This window comes from Paenibacillus sp. OK003, assembly GCF_900109515.1.
Taxonomy (GTDB): Bacteria; Bacillota; Bacilli; order Paenibacillales; family Paenibacillaceae; genus Paenibacillus; species Paenibacillus marchantiae.
Genome location: NZ_FOBD01000014.1, coordinates 102,628 through 121,382, shown reverse-complemented (window position 1 = coordinate 121,382; position 18,755 = coordinate 102,628). Strand labels below are relative to the sequence as shown.

General features: G+C 46.0%; 15 protein-coding genes. 4 read left to right on the top strand and 11 right to left on the bottom strand.

Annotated features, from left to right (window positions below):
- Nucleotides 1-25: 25 nt before the first annotated feature.
- Genes BMW94_RS21365 through BMW94_RS21355 form a run of 3 tightly spaced genes read right to left on the bottom strand, consistent with a single transcriptional unit; the run spans nucleotide 26 to nucleotide 4,407 of the window.
- Entirely contained in the window at nucleotides 26-2,182 is a 2,157-nt protein-coding gene (locus tag BMW94_RS21365) for an NHLP family bacteriocin export ABC transporter peptidase/permease/ATPase subunit (RefSeq protein WP_217648195.1), read from the bottom strand.
- Between the two features lie 43 nt (nucleotides 2,183-2,225).
- The gene (locus BMW94_RS21360) at nucleotides 2,226-3,185 is read right to left on the bottom strand and encodes an NHLP bacteriocin system secretion protein (RefSeq protein WP_091000936.1); all 960 of its coding nucleotides are present in this window, start codon (nucleotides 3,183-3,185) and stop codon (nucleotides 2,226-2,228) included.
- Entirely contained in the window at nucleotides 3,178-4,407 is a 1,230-nt protein-coding gene (locus tag BMW94_RS21355) for an ABC transporter substrate-binding protein (RefSeq protein WP_175480793.1), read from the bottom strand. Before BMW94_RS21355 ends, BMW94_RS21360 begins: the two co-directional genes overlap by 8 nt.
- Before the next feature lie 268 nt (nucleotides 4,408-4,675).
- Between BMW94_RS21355 and BMW94_RS21350 the strand changes: the two genes are divergently transcribed.
- Nucleotides 4,676-5,395 carry a response regulator transcription factor gene (locus tag BMW94_RS21350; RefSeq protein ID WP_091000993.1) on the top strand — a complete coding sequence of 240 codons (720 nt, stop codon included), beginning with the start codon at nucleotides 4,676-4,678 and terminating at the stop codon, nucleotides 5,393-5,395.
- Nucleotides 5,396-5,491: 96 nt separating this feature from the next.
- Here BMW94_RS21350 and BMW94_RS21345 read toward each other — a convergent pair whose 3' ends face one another.
- On the bottom strand, nucleotides 5,492-6,481 hold the full coding sequence (locus tag BMW94_RS21345; RefSeq protein ID WP_091000934.1) for a phosphotransferase: 990 nt from the start codon (nucleotides 6,479-6,481) through the stop codon (nucleotides 5,492-5,494).
- Between the two features lie 257 nt (nucleotides 6,482-6,738).
- Between BMW94_RS21345 and BMW94_RS21340 the strand changes: the two genes are divergently transcribed.
- The gene (locus tag BMW94_RS21340; protein WP_091000933.1) at nucleotides 6,739-7,062 is read left to right on the top strand and encodes a hypothetical protein; all 324 of its coding nucleotides are present in this window, start codon (nucleotides 6,739-6,741) and stop codon (nucleotides 7,060-7,062) included.
- A 141-nt stretch (nucleotides 7,063-7,203) separates the two neighbouring features.
- Here the strand turns inward: BMW94_RS21340 and BMW94_RS21335 are convergent, their stop codons facing one another.
- Nucleotides 7,204-7,419, bottom strand: coding sequence for a hypothetical protein (locus BMW94_RS21335; RefSeq protein WP_063567124.1), 216 nt, complete (start codon nucleotides 7,417-7,419; stop codon nucleotides 7,204-7,206).
- A 397-nt stretch (nucleotides 7,420-7,816) separates the two neighbouring features.
- Here BMW94_RS21335 and BMW94_RS21330 point away from each other — a divergent pair, with 397 nt between their 5' ends.
- On the top strand, nucleotides 7,817-9,157 hold the full coding sequence (locus BMW94_RS21330; RefSeq protein ID WP_091000932.1) for a lytic polysaccharide monooxygenase: 1,341 nt from the start codon (nucleotides 7,817-7,819) through the stop codon (nucleotides 9,155-9,157).
- Nucleotides 9,158-9,315: 158 nt separating this feature from the next.
- On the opposite strand, the gene gnpA is transcribed toward BMW94_RS21330, so the two are convergent.
- Together gnpA and BMW94_RS21320 are read right to left on the bottom strand one after the other, a co-directional pair.
- Entirely contained in the window at nucleotides 9,316-11,490 is a 2,175-nt protein-coding gene (gene gnpA / locus BMW94_RS21325; protein ID WP_091000931.1) for a 1,3-beta-galactosyl-N-acetylhexosamine phosphorylase, read from the bottom strand.
- 13 nt (nucleotides 11,491-11,503) lie between these two features.
- Nucleotides 11,504-12,523 carry a glycoside hydrolase family 88/105 protein gene (locus BMW94_RS21320; RefSeq protein WP_091000930.1) on the bottom strand — a complete coding sequence of 340 codons (1,020 nt, stop codon included), beginning with the start codon at nucleotides 12,521-12,523 and terminating at the stop codon, nucleotides 11,504-11,506.
- Between the two features lie 172 nt (nucleotides 12,524-12,695).
- Here BMW94_RS21320 and BMW94_RS21315 point away from each other — a divergent pair, with 172 nt between their 5' ends.
- A complete protein-coding gene (locus tag BMW94_RS21315; RefSeq protein ID WP_091000929.1) occupies nucleotides 12,696-13,640 on the top strand; it encodes an AraC family transcriptional regulator in 945 nt (314 codons plus the stop codon).
- 136 nt (nucleotides 13,641-13,776) lie between these two features.
- Here the strand turns inward: BMW94_RS21315 and BMW94_RS21310 are convergent, their stop codons facing one another.
- The 4 genes from BMW94_RS21310 to lpdA all read right to left on the bottom strand — a co-directional run bounded on the left by BMW94_RS21310 (nucleotide 13,777) and on the right by lpdA (nucleotide 18,718).
- Nucleotides 13,777-14,949, bottom strand: coding sequence for a DUF4317 domain-containing protein (locus BMW94_RS21310; protein WP_091000928.1), 1,173 nt, complete (start codon nucleotides 14,947-14,949; stop codon nucleotides 13,777-13,779).
- Between the two features lie 360 nt (nucleotides 14,950-15,309).
- A complete protein-coding gene (locus BMW94_RS21305; protein ID WP_091000927.1) occupies nucleotides 15,310-16,482 on the bottom strand; it encodes an ABC transporter permease in 1,173 nt (390 codons plus the stop codon).
- Nucleotides 16,466-17,098: a biotin/lipoyl-containing protein gene (locus tag BMW94_RS21300; RefSeq protein WP_091000926.1), complete on the bottom strand. Its 633-nt coding sequence runs from the start codon at nucleotides 17,096-17,098 to the stop codon at nucleotides 16,466-16,468. Before BMW94_RS21300 ends, BMW94_RS21305 begins: the two co-directional genes overlap by 17 nt.
- Before the next feature lie 240 nt (nucleotides 17,099-17,338).
- On the bottom strand, nucleotides 17,339-18,718 hold the full coding sequence (lpdA, locus tag BMW94_RS21295) for a dihydrolipoyl dehydrogenase (RefSeq protein WP_091000925.1): 1,380 nt from the start codon (nucleotides 18,716-18,718) through the stop codon (nucleotides 17,339-17,341).
- Nucleotides 18,719-18,755: the final 37 nt, after the last annotated feature.

Below are 18,755 nucleotides of genomic sequence, written 5' to 3'. Positions count from 1 at the left end.
TCTTCCACCCCCTTCTGCACCCCTATTACTGACTCTGAATGAGACGGGTGTAATATCCGTTTTGCTCCATCAAAAACGTATGCGTTCCCCGTTCAATAATTTTCCCGCGTTCCAATACAATGATCTCATCGGCATCCCGGATGGTGCTCAAACGGTGAGCCACCGTAATACAGGTCAGACCTCTGCGCCGAAGACTGTCATCTACCAATTTCTCCGTTGCCGGATCAAGTGCACTCGTCGCCTCATCCAGGATCAGAATCGACGGATTGCCCGAAAGTGCTCTCGCTATTTCCAGGCGCTGCCGCTGTCCACCGCTAAAATTACCACCATTCTCCGAAATCATGTGGTCATATCCACCGCTTCGTTCCGCGATGTGATCATGAATTACGGCATCCTTGGCTGCACGAACGATATCTGTCTCCGGAATCGTCGCATCCCAGAACGTAATATTTTCCTTGATTGTGCCTTCAAGCAGTACAATCTCCTGATCGACAACAGCCAGGGAATTGCCCATCCGATGCCTTGAAATATCATCCCGACGCAGATCATCGAAACGAATCTCGCCTTCCCATGGTTCATAGATTCCGGCAATCAGCTTCGCAATCGTAGATTTTCCGCTGCCTGAACCTCCAACCAAAGCCACTTTCATGCCTGGCTGAATGGACAGATTAAACTGATCAATCAATGGTGCTTCCAACCTGCTGTATCCGTACGTCAGATTGCTGATCTGCACCTGACCCGATAATTTCGCGGTATCCTTCTGTTCTGCTGCTTCATCCAGATCCGACTGAATATGACGATCTACTGGATATTGCAGAACGTCATCCAGCCGTTTCATGCTTCCTCCCGCTTCCTGAATCGTTCCGGCCAGCATGACCATCTCATTCACAGGCTGACTGAAGCTTGTAGCGAGACTTTGAAAAGCAACCAAGGAACCAATGGTTAGCGCCCCATCCATGACTTGAAAACCACCAAAAAACAACACGGAAACAGCTCCCAAACTGGTTAACAGCGCGGGAACAGACATCAGAAATTGATTTGATACGCCAAATTGCTGATTGGATTGTAATAGTTTTGCCTGATAACCTGACCATTTGACGAAAAAATCGGACTCAGAACTATTGGACTTCAATGTCTCAATAACCTGAAGTCCATTCATGGAGACACCTTGCATCTTGCCGCTTTCCTGCAATAGGCGCAGATTCTGATCGTTGCGCTTACGCGTGATGAATTGCATGAATAGAAGATTAAGCAGGGATACCCCCACCGTGACCACGGTCAGCAATACACTGTACTGCAACATCAGGAGCAAATAAAACAGGATCATGACACAATTCAGTGCCGCGACAGCCAACTGTCCAGACAATAGTTGTGCGACCCGGTCATTAATGGCGACCCTTGATGCGATGTCTCCGCTATGCCGTTGGGAGAAAAATTCAATGGGCAACCGGAGTACATGCCAGAAAAAACGACTGGATGAGCTTAAAGCCAGCTTCATCTCCAGCCTTAGCAGGTAATAGCGCTGCAACCACGTTAGAAATGCACGCAGTAGTGCCGTTATTCCCATACCAATCAGCAGCGGGAATAACCAATTGTTCAGATGACCAAGTAAGACCTGATCAATAAAAATTTTGCTGAATACCGGAATGATCAGACCCGGCAGAACCAGAAACAAGCCCGCTATGATCGCATAGACCAGTGCCTTCTCCGAGCCTTTGATACGACTGGAGAGAGAGCTAAGCAGACTTGATGTCTTGCCCTGTGGAACATAACCTTCCGCAGGCTTCATCGTCAGTACAACACCCGTGAACGACTGATCCAATTCCTCAAAGGTAACCTCCCGTGGACCCGTAACCGGATCATTGAGGAACACACGATCCTTCTGAATGCCCTCCAATACAAGAAAGTGATTGAAGTTCCAGTGAATAATGACCGGCCATGGCATTTTTCTCAGATCCTCCGGATTTTTGCGGTATCCTTTGGCTTCCATTCCATATTGTCTTGCTGCCTTGAGAATATTGTTCGCTTTACTACCATCACGGGACACACCGCAGGACATGCGAAGCTCCTCCAGCGGAATGAAGCTTTTGTAATAGGAAAGTACGATCGACAGTGAGGCAGCTCCGCATTCTACAGCTTCCATTTGTAATACCGTCGGCGTTTTCACTCTTCTTGGGGCCACTATTCCATCATCCTCCCTGTGCCTGTTAGACTATATTGACTCATCATTTGAAATAGGGAATGACGGTTGCAATCGGCCGCTGCGAACGAACTGTAATGCTTCCTTCCACCGTCATACCGCTATTCAGACGCACAGGTGGACCTTGTTTGGTTGTCCAGTTATACCCGCTCGACAACTCCGAGTTAGGCGAGAGATTAACGCGCACCTCCAGCGAGAGACCTTGTGAGGCCATCTGCTCCACAAGACCCTCGTTACCCAACGTAGACTGTAACTCCTGTAACGTTACCGGGAATTCGGATACCGAAACGACCTGCCCAATCATGGAGCCGTATTCTTCACGGTTAACGGTACTTGGCGAGACACGCACTTCCATGCCCGGAAGTAACTGCTTGCCTTGGTTCACCGGCACATACATAACCCCTATTAATTCATCAGTCTGAGACCCGTAGGTCTCCATCCGGAACATTTCCGTTCCTTCGCCCACATAGGTTCCATTCTTAACTAACACCTCGGTGACCTTGCCCGTGTAAGGACTGACTACTCGTGTCTGGTATTCATAGTTAAGTAACTGCTGCACCTGCTGCCGTCTTAACTTGTTCAGCTCCGCTGCAGACCCTGACTTGCTTTGGGACGAAGCGCTTTGCAGATTGACGATGGCGAGCTTCGTTTGCCGGATCTGGTCCAACAATGCCGGTTGCTCGATCCGACCAATCACCTCTCCTTGCTGAACTGTATCATTCTCCACCACTGCAATATCGGAGATTGCGCCTTCTGAAGAGGTGTGTACTGTTTTTAGACCGCCCGGACGAATCAATACACCTTGTCCTTCTGCCTTCGTGGTCATGGTGCCAAATATTCCCCAATACAGCGCAGCTGCCAGAATTAAACCTGCTCCGATGAGCATCAACCAGCCACGGGGAGAGGTGACTCGTACCAGATTATCCAGCTGTTCAGGAGAAGATAGCCTCTCAAGGGTTACTTTTCGAAAAACCTGATTATTCATCCTGACCTCCCTGTCTTGAACCTTCCACTGAATCTCGTGATAAATCCGAAACGGGCTTCTCTTTCAGGATCTGAAACTTGCCCTGCTGCAACTTCTTCATCACAATGCTCATTCCCTGAACATCGCCCTGGGCATCGAAGAAGTGTTCACCCGTCACCCCATCCCATGACGTCAGGTTGGATAAAGCTTCTGCTATATCCTTCGGACTTCGGGAGCCTGCTTCATCTATACCAGCAGCGAGCAGTTTCAGAGAATCATAAGCCTGTGCCGCCCATTTGTCTGGCGCCTTTCCATATTCTTGAATGTATAGGGATCGGAAATCCTGATTGATGGTCGATTGCCCCTGTTCGTCATATACGGAAGCCACGATAACCCCTTCTACGGACACGCCACCTTGTGCAAATTCAGCAGAGTCAAGCGCATCCCCACCAATGACTTGGGTGTTCATACCCGCCGCACGGATCGCTTTGACAAACGTAATTCCTTCGTCCGCCCTTGTCGCGACCATGATCAGATCTGTGTCCAGGGTCTCCCATTTATTCACGATCCGCATCATGTCTGCTCCGTCCTTATAACCGGATACACGGTCAACTACATTCTGCCCGGATAACGTAACCTGTTGTTCAAACGCATTCGCGAGCCCTCTACCATACTCGTCATCGGTATAGTAGATTGCAATATTCTGATGCTTCGTGCCCGCAGCATACAGGGCAAGTGATTGCCCGATCTGATTATCATTCGGTATATTCCTGAAAATATAAGGACTGCTCACATCGGTCAATTTTGGCGATGTCGATGCCGGGGACAACAGTAGAATGCCCGCATTGGCATATATGCGTGAAGCTGGTACGGTTACGGAAGATCCCCGATGTCCAATGACCGCACTGACGGAGGGATTATCGGCGAATTGCTGCGCGATGGCCATACCCTTTGTCGTGGAAGCCCCATCGTCCATCTCCAGCAATTTAATTTTCTTGCCTCCCAGAACACCCTCCTTGTTAATCTGCTCCAGCGCCAACTGAAGCCCTTCACGGAATTGTTCATTCTGCTTCTCAAAAGGCCATACAGCTCCAACGATGACTTCATTCGATGAGCTTCCAAGCGTCTTTTCTCTGATCTGGTCTGGCGCAGCGTCGGATGAACACCCACTGATTACCAGTGCACCAAGCATTGCCACACTCCACAACACCCATTTCAGGCGTTTCCCCCCAATACCATTCACGAGTACTATCTCCCTCCAGTAAATCAACTTGGGACGCCCAAGTTTTAATATCATTAATTATAGAAGGAGCTTAATCCTCAAGACCATAAATTGAAATTCAAGTTAACCTCAATTTCATATCAAATTTTGTGTATCCAATCGACTTATCCCGGTCCGCATGCGATACTTGAAATAGAAAGCATGGATGACGATTCTGCATATTTCGACGAAAGATTGGAAGGATACGGACTTTGACCAAAGCGATATACCTAAGGAGAATGAACGCCGTATGTCTTTGAAAAACACGATTTTGATTGTCGATGATGACCATGAAATCAATGAATTATTGACGATGTCTTTGAAACGGGAAGGTTTTCAGACCGTGTCTGCCTATACTGGCGTGGAAGCACTTCGAGCCGCACAGGAGCACTCACCGGATCTTGTACTGCTGGATGTGCTGTTGCCCGGGATGGATGGCTTCCAGATCTGTAGTGAGATTCGCAAAACGAGTAATGTACCTATTTTGTTCGTAAGTTGTAAGGACGAAGCCACAGACAAAGTCATCGGACTGGGCCTGGGCGGGGATGACTTTATCTCCAAACCGTTTAGTCCGATTGAGCTGATTGCACGAGTCAAGGCCCATATTCGGAGAAACAACATGCCACAGAAGCAAGAGGAACAGATGGATGAAACACTGGTATTTGATCAACTACTCATCGACCCAGCCACCCACCGTGTACTCGTAGGTGACAAACCCATTGCTTTGTCGGCCAAGGAATTCAAATTACTGTTCCACCTAGCGAAAAACCCTAATCGCGTATACAAAAATGAACAGCTTTTCTCGCTGCTCTGGGATGATGTACATATGGGCGATACACATACAGTCATGGTACATATCTATAATCTGCGGAAGAAGCTGGAGAAAAATCCGGCCAAGCCACAATATATCCGTACAATTCGGGGTGTTGGGTACAAGTTCAATGACAAGTCTATTGAACTCGCAGAGTAAACGTATTACAGCACAAATATGTAAGTTCTATTCAAACCAAAAAAGCCGCCAGATTGGCGGCATGATGATGACTATATTTTATTTTTCATTGAACAATTAACCAACGAGACCTGCGTCCCGGAACTCTTCCACGAAATTATTGAGCCAATCTGAACCATAATCCAGCGCACCCATATCACTTTCGATAAAAGCAACATCCAGACCCATAACCCAAAACCGGCGAGCGATAATAAAGAGATCAACAGCCTGTTCATCTTCGGCAGAGAAGCTTCTAACCGAACGATATCCTGCCATGAGCGCACTCCATAGCACTTCTTTTTGCTCACCAGACTGTCTCTTCCGAGCCTTCACCTGCGCCAGATCGTAGGCACGCCAGCCTCTAGCTGCCCACTCGAAGTCATAATGGATAAACTGATTGCCCTGCTGAAAAGCGTTATTGTTCCCATGCATATCGCCATGGCTTAATCCAAAGTCTAAACCTTGTCTGGAAACGGCAGTGATGCGTTCTTTTAACTCTCTAGCAAACGTATGTAGAAACGATGCTGCTTCATTTTTTTCACCGATGTAGTTGATGATTCGTTCAAGAGGCTCGTCAATGAGAAGCTTCGTATCCAACTCATATCGCTGCTGCTCCAATACCACTTGGTCCATCGCTTTATGCAGCTCAGCCGCAGACTGACCAAAAGCGTAACATGACTGTTCATCTTCAAGGTTGTTCTCGATGCCCTCAATATACCGAAACATCACTGCAACCCGCTTGCCTTCCGCGGCCTCCAACACCGTATATCCTGTGCGATCTTTCTTCTCGATGTATTCTCCAATATCGGTATATACAGATGAACCTAGAATGCCCTTTAATTGGGATAACAGGGACAGTTCGTAACGTACATCGTTTTCCGCAATTTCAGTACGGTAGACACGTAGAATAAACATACCAGTGGATGTAGTTACCCGGTAGGTATCATTTAACCCTCTCAGCCAAAATAAACATTCTTCCCACGGTCCGATGTCGTATTGATCACTCAATACAAACTCCAGATATTTAGGGTTGAGCACTGAACGTATAACAGTCGCTTGATTGAACATATGTATGCTCCTTCAGTTTGATATGATCATCACTTTATTTATAGATAAATGATCCCTTCATCTATCAACCTATAACATAGTATATTTTCAATTTATTTTCCATAATTTAAATTTAATTGGGCGAATGCTGAATTACATAAATAAGACTACTACTGAAAAAAATCCAGAAAAATCTCATTCAGCACTTGTAAATTGTATTATTCCGGGTATAATACTCGGTATATAGAAAAGCGTAGCTGACTGGAGTGAATAAAGCCATGGATGCTTTGACACAAGCTTGGGTTAACGATTATTTGGACTTATATAATTATGCCCGTACCATAGAAGACTCGGAATGGGCTGAAGATATTCTCAGGAAGCTTCGAGATCAGAAGGACGCGTTACTGGAGGAAGAACGAAAAGCGATACTGCTCCGTGAGCTGCTTACCAGCTATGACCGAATCAACAAACAACTGGTGGACATTTTCAGCAAGCTGAGAGTCGCTTCAGAAGGTTCCCAGACTGAATCCCTACAAGAGCAATGGTTCAAATTGAAGCTAATGCGGATTGATGTCTCTCGGAAGATTCTTCAATATAAATAAAAAAATAAGAAAAAAGCCGGTCTGCAGTTCGTCTGCTTAACCCGCCTTGATTAAAGGCTTACTATTCTTTTGATGCGTACAGTCAACTGTTCCACACATATGTAAAGCCCGCCAGCTTTACATGAAATGAATGATCGATAATTACATGGATGCTTTCTTCATGTTGCTCATCATGCCCATCATTGTTGTCATCATTTCGTCGCATTCTTGCATACAGGACATCATTTTATTCATGTCCATGCCTTCCATCATGCTTTTGTCTTCCATGCATTCCATCATCATCTTCATGGATTTCATCTTGCACATCATTTCTTCCATACACATGTTCATCATCATATTCATACACATATTTTCCATTTCAACTTCCTCCTTTCAAATATAGTAAACTTCCTTTTTTTAGCATAAACGATTCCCCACTTAAAAGCAATCTTTTTCCTCTTGCCTTTTCTGTAAAATCGATGTATAATACGCACTTCACTGATTAATCCAGTCGGAAATAAAGGCTTTTGTGAAGAGATGATCTCTCCGCAAAGGCCTTTTTGTATGCCTACCTAAGTCTTGAATAACTGGATGATCTATCAAATTTATCCTTGTTAGGCAAATGTGCGTCCTTTACAATAACTTTAGAAATTCCCGTATATCGATTTCTTTATCAAACGATATCCAGATATGGTATATGGCATAGCACTTCCTTAATTACGATATAAGCTCTTACTTGAGTTTATATAAAAAAAATGATACAGGAGGCTATCGAATGTTCAGATTCATTTTACCGTCTTCCAAGCTAGTATTGATTTGCTGTCTGCTGGTGCTTACAACGGTAAGCATGCTGTTCAACAGTCCAAAGGCGTTGTCACATGGTTACGTAGAGGGGCCAGCGAGCCGAGCTGCACTGTGTGCTTCGGGAGTCAATCAAGATTGCGGCAGTATCGTCTATGAACCCCAAAGTCTGGAAGCACCTAAGGGCTTCCCCGCTGCAGGACCTACGGACGGCCATATCGCAAGCGCTAACGGCGTCTTCCCTAAGCTCGATGAGCAATCCGCTACACGTTGGTCGAAAGTGAATATGTCTAGTGGCACGAATACGTTTACTTGGAAGCTAACAGCTAACCATTCCACGGCAAGCTGGAAATATTATATTACGAAAACGAACTGGAATCCGAATGCACCTCTATCCCGTGATTCGTTTGACCTGACACCATTCTGTTCAGTTCCTTATGATGGCAGCCAGCCACCATATAGCTACACCAACTCATGCAACGTACCCGAACGCAGTGGTTATCATATCATTCTAGCAGTCTGGGAGGTTGCGGATACTCCCAACGCCTTCTATAATGTCATCGACGTAAACTTCTCCGGGACGAACCCGGTTGATCATGTAGCACCCACACCTCCAGCTTCACTTGTGGCAACTGCAACGGCTGCGACCAGTACATCTTTATCCTGGAACGCTTCCACAGATAATGTAGGCGTAACGGGGTATAAAATTTACAACGGGACTTCCTTAATCGGCAATGTATCCGGCACAACTACAAGCTATACTGTAACAGGGCTGACAGCAAGCACGGCATATACTTTTACTGTCAAAGCAGTCGATGCAGCAGGCAACGAATCTGCAGCCAGTAATAGTGTAAGCGTTACCACGACTGCGCCTCCCGCAAACGACACTACCGCACCCACAGCTCCAGGCGGGCTGCATGTGATGGGAACACCAACCGCGTCCAGCATTCAACTGATGTGGACGGCATCTACGGATAATGTAGGCGTGACAGGGTACAAAATTTATAACGGCTCTACTTTAGTAACAACGACATCCGGGACGGCAACATCCTATACCGTAACTAATCTTGAAGCGAATACAACCTACAACTTCTCGGTTTATGCTGTTGATGCAGCAGGTAACCAATCTGCTGCCAGCACAGTCAGCGGTAAAACAGCCGCTGCTGCTACTGCACCTGCATGGGCAGCCAATACGCAATACACAGCAGGCACAATCGTGAGCTACAATAACCTAACGTACAAATGCCTCCTTACACACAAGTCTCAAGTGGATTGGATCCCTTCGGCAACACCAACCCTATGGCAGCTGCAATAACGGGATTGACTGGAGGATTAGTTAAAAAGAAGTCCATTTAGATTCTAATTACAACCATAGCCGGTCCATATTCAGAGGATCGGCTGTGTATTACACCATGCAAAATAAGACGCTTCAGGAATTAGTCCCGAACGTCTTATTGATTGCTTTTTATGTTTCTATACTGATTTTATTAAGCCAATATGGGTGATCTTGGTGTCATACGGATCTAATTCCACGGTTTGTTTTCCATAGTCGGTATCGATCGTCGTCGTTTGAACCTGATCACTATTGTTAATGACGACCAACATTTTACTCTCCGGATAATAAGTACACTCTGTAAATAAGTTATCCGTAATGTACTTCGTTTCATGAGATTCACGGCCCGTAAAACGAATCAGATTCAGCAGCAGCCTTGTGTTCTCCCAACTGAATTCGAATGAAGGCAGGTAGATTCCTTTCCCTTTACCAAAATCATGTGTAGACAATGTAATCATACCATCCGTTTCATCCACCACAGCAGCTGTTCCATCGGTAAGATATATGTTATTCTTCGGCGTTATTCTTGCCCCTTCCGGCAACAAACCATGCTCATCGCGAGTCTCATATGTCCATTTTCCATGAACCACCCTGGCGCCAGTATCCTCATCCACCCCAAGAACATGTGCCATTCTGAAAAAGCTGTCGTACCCTTCTACCGCCGATGGCTGGTTGATGCCAATAAAAGTACCGCCTTCATACACCCATTTGGTCAGCAGGTCCACACATTGGTGGTCATTCCAAAGTTCTCCGCCGCTCCAGGCTGAACCGGCAGAGCCGGCATTGATCACGACATCTATATGTTGCAGCATGCCCTGACGGATATCTTCAAAATCAATGAACTGCACTTCAACCGGTAAGCCTGACAAGGCTTCATTTACATGAATCAAATCATGCATAACCGTTTCATGGAAATGGCCGGACAACGTCCACGATCTTAGTTTGCCCCAGCTATGCAGAACCGCTACTTTTGTCTTTATTTGATAGGGCTTCCCTTCATGGTGAAGTTCTTTTATTTCCCTGAACTCGTTCGCAATCTTCTCAATATAATCGCAAAAGTCCGGGTAAGGCTCAACCAGATGCAGATATCCACCCAACCCAATCCGGTCAATCGGCTCTCTGAGCAAAGCTCGCCTGATATTGATCCAATACTTTTTGGCATCCAGCGTAGGGTCTCCACCCTCCTTAAAGGTAGGAAGCCCACCTAAGCCCACCGGAAACAAATAGGGATGCAGACGAATCTCATGGGTATCCACCTTGACACCAGAACACATTCTTGCCTCATAACCGGAGAACACACATTTAATCATCCCATCGAATCCAAACTCCTGAAAGCGGTCATTATAAGGCTCCATGCCAACCCAGCTATCATCATAGAAGACATACGCCAGCTTGCCGTGGTTATGCACGATATCAATTAACTTCTTACCGAATTCGATGACAAAATCATTGATAAACGCCATCCAGTCCAGCTTGCGCTGCTGCGCCGGGATATGACTTACGCGATATTTACCGCCATTCACAAAATCCTCAGCCGAGAGTGAATACCCATATTTTTGAGCAAACAGATCCAATGCTCTCGAACTTACCGTGAAATCGTATGAACCCCAGTCCGAGAAGAGATGGCGATTACGCTCGTCGCTGCCCCAGATCCAGGCGAAATTATAAAACAATGAGGTGAAACGAACCACCGTTGTTTCCTGATGCTGCTGACACCAATCCTCCATCCAATCCAGCAGATAGGTCTGCGTTTCAGAGTAAATCGGATCAATTTGCATCAAATGCTCCTTGTCCCAATGGTTCGTGGTGTGATTGTACATCGAAATCTCTTCCCAGATCCGATAGGCCATGAAGCTTACCGTATATTTATGCCAGGGGACGATGCCGGTAATGACTACATGGCCGGATTCCCTCTCATAATTCCACTGTCCTCTTGGCACTTCCTCCCCGGTTGTCCGGTCAAAGACCTGCCAATATTTAAACGCCTCTTTGGAATCATTTACCTTGAATTGTTCAGCAAAAAAGTCCTCCATCAGATAGAACGATACATAATCTTGTACAGCCACCTTCGGATTCGTAATTAAAAAACATTGCTGGAGTTTATCTTGATTTCGAGATGCCCACTCGTTATGATCCCGGATGATGCAGATCGTCGAATAAATGTCATACCCCGCGTTAATAATCTCATCGGATAATTGTGTGCCGTCACTGTCACGAATGACATCTGCCCCCCACCGTTCGGCAAGTTCCAAAGTCAGTGCCTCATAACCGGATTCGCCGGGTAGTGTAAAGGAGCCTTTGATTGGTTTGGACAACTTGGTTCCCTCCCTATCTCAACATATCGGACAGAAAAGCGAGCGCCAGGCCCTGACCCCAGCCCTGAATCCAGTCTTTTGGAATATTGCGATAACCTTCCCGATCTTTCATCACCGCCGTACCACCCGATACACCAAGCACACGTCCATCTTCACTAATGTTGTTCAGGATGCCTTCCAATGCCTTTTGCACGTATTTGGTATGTAGCGGATTACCGTTATTGATCATGGCTGCTGCAATACCAGCGGAAGCCGACACCTCTTCATACGACTCTTCGTCATCCAGGACTGTCCGCCACAAGCCATTCTCCGTCTGCACGAGCTTCAGAGCTGCCAGTTGATCCCGGAGCGAGCACTCCACGTCCATGCACTGTGGATATAAATACCAGTCCTTCAACTGTGGTTTTACTTGCGACATGGTGTAAGCGCCCCAGGCGTTCGCTCTACCCCAATATAATCCGGACATGTGGTCCTTGTTGACGTTATTGTAGCCATGGTACCAGAAACCGCTGCTCGGATCTTGCAGGTATTTGATATGCCAGTAATATTGATTCAGAGCATCCTGGATCATTTCCTGATCCTTTAATTTGCTTCCCACACGGAGCAGGAAAAATGCCGCCATAAATAAAGTATCCGCCCATGCCTGCTCGGGAAAATCATTGGAAATGGATACGGTATGCTGCAGCACGTTATCTCCAAATCTGAGCGCATGATTTTGAAGATAATCCACCTTGCTCATTACAATATCCCAGTATTTCTGGTTCCCTGTTTCTTCATATAAAGTAATCAGCATATGGCCCATCGCACATGTATTTACCGTCCAGTCCGGCAAGCCCAGCTCGATGTATTCATCCGCCCACTGGACAAGCCTGTCCAAATACTCTTGATTGCCTGTTGTTTGATAAGCTCTGGATACACCATAATACGCCACACCGCAAGGCCAATCCCACGTCAAATCCATCGCCAGTGTTTTTTTCGTAACGTTATCAATAACGTTTAAAATTTCTTCCCTGTCATATTTCACTTGAAGCATCGGTGATTCCCCTCTCGTGGCGCACATGCCCCCAAATGCGCTTGAGAGCTGTCCGTCCTTGGTTTGAAAACGCTTTACTTATTCCATTGTACGCAGTAAAATAGTGTAAATCTAAGCATATTCGCAACAAAACTGCGCAATTTCAATCATTTATGAATGGGAGTTATCGAATATGCCCAGAAAAAAGCAGCCTATTATTGAATACCGCCACTATAGCTTGCCGATCCATTTTCCTATTCTGCTGTTAAGCGGTGAACGCTGGAAAATATCCGATATCAAAAGTGAACATCTTCATTTTCACAACCATCTGGAGATTGGCATTTGCCATACGGATAGCGGCATGATGGAGATCAAAGGTGAATCGGTACCTTTTAAAGCCGGTGACGTGACCTTTATCCCCAGATATCTTCCTCATACAACGTATAGTTCACCCAATGAAGCCAGCTTATGGTCTTATCTCTTTTTCTCGCCCGAGGACCTCTTTCAACAGTCGTTTAAGAGCAGTGCCTACAGTAACTTTGAGCCCAATTTGAGGGCGATTAAGGGATTAAACTGCATTTTAAACAGGGAGGAACATCCGAAGATTTATACCCTTGCGACATCTGTGGTAGAGGAATTAAAGCAGAAAAATCCTTTTTATCAGGAAAGTGCCTATGGCTTGTTGTTATCCCTTTATATCGAACTCCTGCGAATCCATTCCCGGCATGAACCCTTGGCAGACCAAGAAACGCAGCATAATCTAAAAGGTGATCTTGTTATATCTCCGGTTCTGGAGTATATCACCAAAAACTATATGTCGCCCATCACCATCGATTCTCTCGCTGATCTGTGTCACCTAAGCACCACTCATTTTCGAAGAAAATTCCATGACATTATGGGAACCGCACCTCTGGATTTCCTAAACAGCACACGGATTGAAGAAGCTTGCAAGCAATTAAAAAGCACGGACGCTTCCATTCTTTCAATCTCCGAACAAGTCGGTTTTCAGTCCATTTCCAGCTTCAATCGCTGCTTCTCCAGACTTATGGGAAAGTCACCGAAAGAATGGCGCAAAGGCGCACAGTCCGAAGTGCAATCTGCGAAAGCCTCCATTTTGGAGTTTACGGGATGGGTGTAAGGAAGGGATATCTGAGATAGAGTTTAAAGGCAAATTAAAGACGCTTCGGGAGCGAGTCTCGAGCGTCTTCTACTTCTTACGTTCCTTGTATTATTATTCATTAATTCAACACGAATAAAGGGATTGATAAACGAGTCTACAATACCTCCGTCGTAAGCGTAAACCCTTCAATCACGACATCTTCGTCCACTTCAATCATGATACACCGTCTGCCTTGAAAATTCACTTGTTTCACATATCTCAAGTCTTGCGGGCTAACTGAAATCGTAGCGACTTTGGTTTCAATCTTAATGGACTTGGACGTAAACTTCGGCATAACACTCGTCGCTTTCATTTCATAATTCTTGTTGTCGACGATGGTTTCAAATGCACGTTCCACTTTCTCCGACGTCAGGTCCTCTATACCGCTTGCTGTCAGCACACGTTCCAGATCTTTATAATCGAGCTTCGGAGGTTCTTCCTCATGTGACTCTTCGTTAATTTCGATGACCCGGTTGATCTCCTCGTACACATGTGCAATGGTGGCTGAGTCGAGCTGTTCACCGGCCACTTCCTTCACGATATCTTCGAAGATCGCCCGTTCTTCCAGCGCTGTCACAGACCTTTCTCCATTCAATACATTTTCGACAAAATGAGGGTCCGGGAAATTCGATTTCCCTGTGCAGTACAGAATGCGATTAACATCGGAATAGTTGTCCGTCACACTCGGGTACAGGAAGCCCTGCTCCGGTGTGCTTAATTTGACAACCGGATCTACAATCACATTGTATTTAAATTCTCTCTCCACGTAATCAAACAAGAGCGTTTTCCGCTGCTTCTCCGTGGAATTCACACTGCACAGAATGAATGGATGTGCGAACACTTCATTTTTCTCGCTCTCTTCCGTAGCTTCGTTTCTAGCCTTGGTTGGCAAGTAATACTGTCCACGAACAAACGTGACCACCATATCCCGTTCATACTTGGCATCCGCCAGCATTCTTTCCACCAACAGGAGCATCAGGTCCTGCCATTCCTCCGGATCTCCTGTTACCAGTGCTTGGTGAAGCATCACCTGAGCTGGCTCCTCCGCTTGCTCCTGAAACTTCAACTCAAACAATTTCTGATCCAGCTCACCCGTCAGCAATTTTTTGAAATTGCCCATGTACAGTTCCTGCTTCTCTCTGTCCACCAGTTCAAAGGGATGGCGCTCCCAATGATAGATCTCGTTGGTTTCTTTCGTAATATACACGTTGAGAATATCGTAAATATTCAGTAAATCATGATCCATCTTAAACTGTTTACGTATATGCGCGACTTCTTTTTTATTCATGATTCGTTAGACAACTCCTCAAGTAAATTGGCCTTACAAGTATAAACGATATAAAAAACCTTCGCTATATAAGTTCAACTAAAGAATATTTCCACTGGTACTCCGATGACAGAACAACCTTCCGATCGCTGTTATCCCCAGATTTTTTTGATTTCTTTTTTTAATGGTAAAATCCGGGGATAAAGGCGAACGCTTCGCTTCTTCAGGTTATTTCTGTCCTCTCCGTTATCGTGTAAATGTTTAATTGAACTTATATAGAAGGACCTTTAACGTTATAAGTCATCTGCGGTAACTAAACAGAAAGACGCATCAGGAATGATTCCCGTGCGTCTGTTCTCGTTTCACTGCTTCTCTTTTCAATTAACTGCCGCTCGGCACCACATCTGCATTCAATAGGGGTTCGCGGCTGGGAGACACTTTCCTCGTTTCCCGCAGAAACAGTAACCCCATGAACAAGGATACAACGCCAATAATAATTAACAATGCCCCCAACTCCTGACTGTAAGCTGTAAGCGCACCGTCCCGAAAAGCCATTCCACGAATCAGGCGGTTAAGCCAGTTCATCGGTAGTGCCCATGCGAAAATTTGGAACGGTTCTGGAAATGCCAGCGGCGTTAGTTGAATTCCCGTAGCTAGAAAGGAGGGATACAATACAAAGCTGGTTCGTAGGCTGACTTTGGATATGTCTTTGGCTGTGTAACCAATCAACATACCCAGAAGTGACAAGGCGAAGGCATAAATAACGAGTGGGATGATAAAAAGATAAGGTTCCGCTTCAAACCGCATTCCCCCGACCTGCTTTAACAATCCATAGGATAGAAGCAGCGAAAGCGAACTCAATACAGCGTAAGGCACACTCCGAACCCAAAGTTGAAAAGGTGACTTTCCGTTTGCAAATAGCTTCCCTTCCTGACGAAGCCGAGGTGCAATCGATCCCGCTGCGCTTGTCGTAATCATCAATACAACGATATTTACAAATCCAAGTACCATAAAACCGACATAACTGGAGGTTGGATTAAACAGCATCCGTTGCTGAAGGGATAACGGTGACACGATTCCTTTAGCTGTTTCGGCATCCATCCCTTTATGCATCAGACTTGTCATGGAAAGGGTCATATTTTCCGTCTGGATGATCTCCTGAATCGCAGTGCGAATACCGGTTAGCCCCGAGGGCATCGTGTTATCCATCAAGATGCCGATATTTGTCGATTTCCCTTGTAGTTGACGCAATCCCAACTGACTGGGAAGCATAATCACTGCTACAGCCTGCTCATTGGCAAGCAATGTTTCCGGACTCATTCGGCTCGCATATACGCTTTTGACGCTCATATATTGCGAGGCATTTATTTTGGAGATCAACTGCCGTGAATATTCGCTATGATCCTCATCAATGACCACAACTGGCGATTTGTTAATTTGATTCTGCGAGAACATTAAACCAAAGAATAAGGCTGCAATAAGCGGGCCGATAAAAATCAATCGAACATACTTACTTCCCGATACGTACTTCCACTCGTCAATCAGTGATTTCATCAAGTTTCACCTCTGCTGTCATCCCGGGAAGTAAATCAGCATTCGAATCCATCGATATTCGGACCAGAAACATACTTAGATCAGCTTGCCCCTTTTCCCGTGACATGCGCAAGCTCGCGAATTGTGGGGCAGATGAGATGGAAGTAACAACTCCACTCACCTGTGTTGGCTGATCCAAATAGGGAAAATGAACATCAAGGGTTTGATTCACTTCAAACTTTTGAACTTCACTTTCCTGGATATAAAGGTCCGTATAGTAATTATTCTTTTGCAGAACCGCCAGCGGCACTCCTGCTTGTACTTGATCTCCCTGCTTTACAGCAACTCGGTCAACCAAACCATCATACGGTGCGAGTACATCCACATCTCCTTCCCCAGCTGATTTCACTTTAAATAGCACCTCTCCCTCTTTCACGGAGTCCCCCATAGACGCAACCGCCTCTGCAATCATCCCAGGACTATTCTGATAAAATAAAGTCGTTTGTTCTGCCTCCAGTATGCCTTGTTTCAGGCTCTCAGCCTGACTTACAGCATCCTTCCCTTTAACAGCCAGAAGTGAACCTCCAACAATAAACACCATCGCAATTCCGATATACAAACCCGCTTTTAACTTCATCTTTTTATCTCTCCCGTTCCCAATCCTCGTGTACATAAGTTGAACTAAAAATATTTACACTGGACACTCCGATGACAGAACAACCTTCCGATCGCTGTTATCCCCAGATTTTTTGATTCCTTTTATAAAGGGTAAATCCAGTGATAAAGGCGAACGCTCCGCTTCTTCAGGTTCTTTCTGTCCTCTCCGTTTCGTGTAAATGTTTAGTTCAATTTATATAGTTAAATTTGCTGTGCACTTTTACTTTTTCATTTTGGTGACCGCGTTCTCGGCAGCCTCCATGATCACTTCTCCCAACGTGGGATGAGGGTGAATCGTCATGACCAGATCTTCCATGGTTGCCCCCATCTCAATGGCAAGTGCAAGCTCCGATATCAGTGTGGATGCCTCCACGCCTACGATTTGCGCACCAATGACAATTCCTGAGGTCGGGTCTGCCACTATTTTCACAAATCCTTCGGTTTCCCTTAACGCCAATGCTCTTCCGTTGATCCCAAAAGAAGATTTTCCGATAACCACCGGAATGGCCTGTGCTTTGGCTTCCGTCTCACTTACTCCAACACTGGATAGCTCCGGTTCCGAAAAGACAACAAGCGGAATCACCTTGTAATCCACTTTGGAGGTAAGACGAGCAATGGCCTCTGCTGCTACTTTGGCTTCATAGGATGCCTTGTGAGCGAGTGCAGGACCGGCTGTAATATCTCCAATGGCATAAATGTGCGGGATAACTGTTCTGCACTGTTCATCCGTCTCTACCAGTCCTTTGTTCGTTACGGGCAAGCCTATGCGTTCCAGTCCTAACTGGCCGTCTGTATTGGGTTTCCTGCCGATTGTGACCAATACATATTCCGCTGTAACCTGATGCTGCTCCTGATTTTTCGAATAATGCAGTGTAATGGACTCAGCCTTCTGCTCCACCTTGTCAGTAATCGCTCCGGTTACGATGTGGATGCCATCCGCCTTCAATTGTTTGACTACAGGGGCTGCAAGTTCAGCCTCGAATCCGGGCAATACCTGTGCTCCACCCTCCAGAATCGTTACCTTTGTTCCAAATTTGGCATACATCTGTCCAAGCTCCACACCAATATACCCTCCGCCGATCACAACCAGACTACTCGGAACCTCCTGCAGAGACAGTGCTTCTGTGGAAGACAAGATGCGACCTCCAACTGGAAATGCGGGCAGTTCGATCGGACGAGACCCCGTTGCCAGTATGAGGTTTTTAAAAGAAATGCTTTGCTCCTGTTCAGCTTGCTGGATCATCGCTGTGTGCTCATCCACCAGACTGGCCTCGCCTTCGAGAATGGTCACATTCGCAGTCTTTAACAAATAGTGGACGCCACCTGCCTGTTTATTCACAACACTCTGTTTAAAATCCTGTGCAATCTTAAATGTCGCTTCCGCGTCAGCTTGATTGAACTGTCTGAACAAATCATGGCGATGTGATTCCGCAATTAATGCCTTGGATGGTATGCAACCCACATGCGTGCAGACCCCGCCGAGCTGTTGACGTTCGACGATTGCCGTCTTCATCCCCAGTTGCGAAGAACGAAGCGCCGCCACATATCCTCCCGGACCTGATCCAATAACTAACGTATCTACAGATTCAAGCTTGCTCATATTCTGATACCTCCCGATTTGAAGTCAATTTAAAATA

Excerpts from the sequence above, each read along its gene's own strand:
- BMW94_RS21320 (WP_091000930.1), bottom strand. The coding sequence starts at position 12,523 with ATGCTTCAAGTGAAATATGACAGGGAAGAAATTTTAAACGTTATTGAT.
- BMW94_RS21340 (WP_091000933.1), top strand. The coding sequence starts at position 6,739 with ATGGATGCTTTGACACAAGCTTGGGTTAACGATTATTTGGACTTATAT.
- lpdA (WP_091000925.1), bottom strand. The coding sequence starts at position 18,718 with ATGAGCAAGCTTGAATCTGTAGATACGTTAGTTATTGGATCAGGTCCG.
- BMW94_RS21345 (WP_091000934.1), bottom strand. The coding sequence starts at position 6,481 with ATGTTCAATCAAGCGACTGTTATACGTTCAGTGCTCAACCCTAAATAT.
- BMW94_RS21360 (WP_091000936.1), bottom strand. The coding sequence starts at position 3,185 with ATGAATAATCAGGTTTTTCGAAAAGTAACCCTTGAGAGGCTATCTTCT.
- BMW94_RS21300 (WP_091000926.1), bottom strand. The coding sequence starts at position 17,098 with ATGAAGTTAAAAGCGGGTTTGTATATCGGAATTGCGATGGTGTTTATT.
- BMW94_RS21330 (WP_091000932.1), top strand. The coding sequence starts at position 7,817 with ATGTTCAGATTCATTTTACCGTCTTCCAAGCTAGTATTGATTTGCTGT.
- BMW94_RS21335 (WP_063567124.1), bottom strand. The coding sequence starts at position 7,419 with ATGGAAAATATGTGTATGAATATGATGATGAACATGTGTATGGAAGAA.
- BMW94_RS21305 (WP_091000927.1), bottom strand. The coding sequence starts at position 16,482 with ATGAAATCACTGATTGACGAGTGGAAGTACGTATCGGGAAGTAAGTAT.
- BMW94_RS21310 (WP_091000928.1), bottom strand. The coding sequence starts at position 14,949 with ATGAATAAAAAAGAAGTCGCGCATATACGTAAACAGTTTAAGATGGAT.
- BMW94_RS21315 (WP_091000929.1), top strand. The coding sequence starts at position 12,696 with ATGCCCAGAAAAAAGCAGCCTATTATTGAATACCGCCACTATAGCTTG.
- BMW94_RS21350 (WP_091000993.1), top strand. The coding sequence starts at position 4,676 with ATGTCTTTGAAAAACACGATTTTGATTGTCGATGATGACCATGAAATC.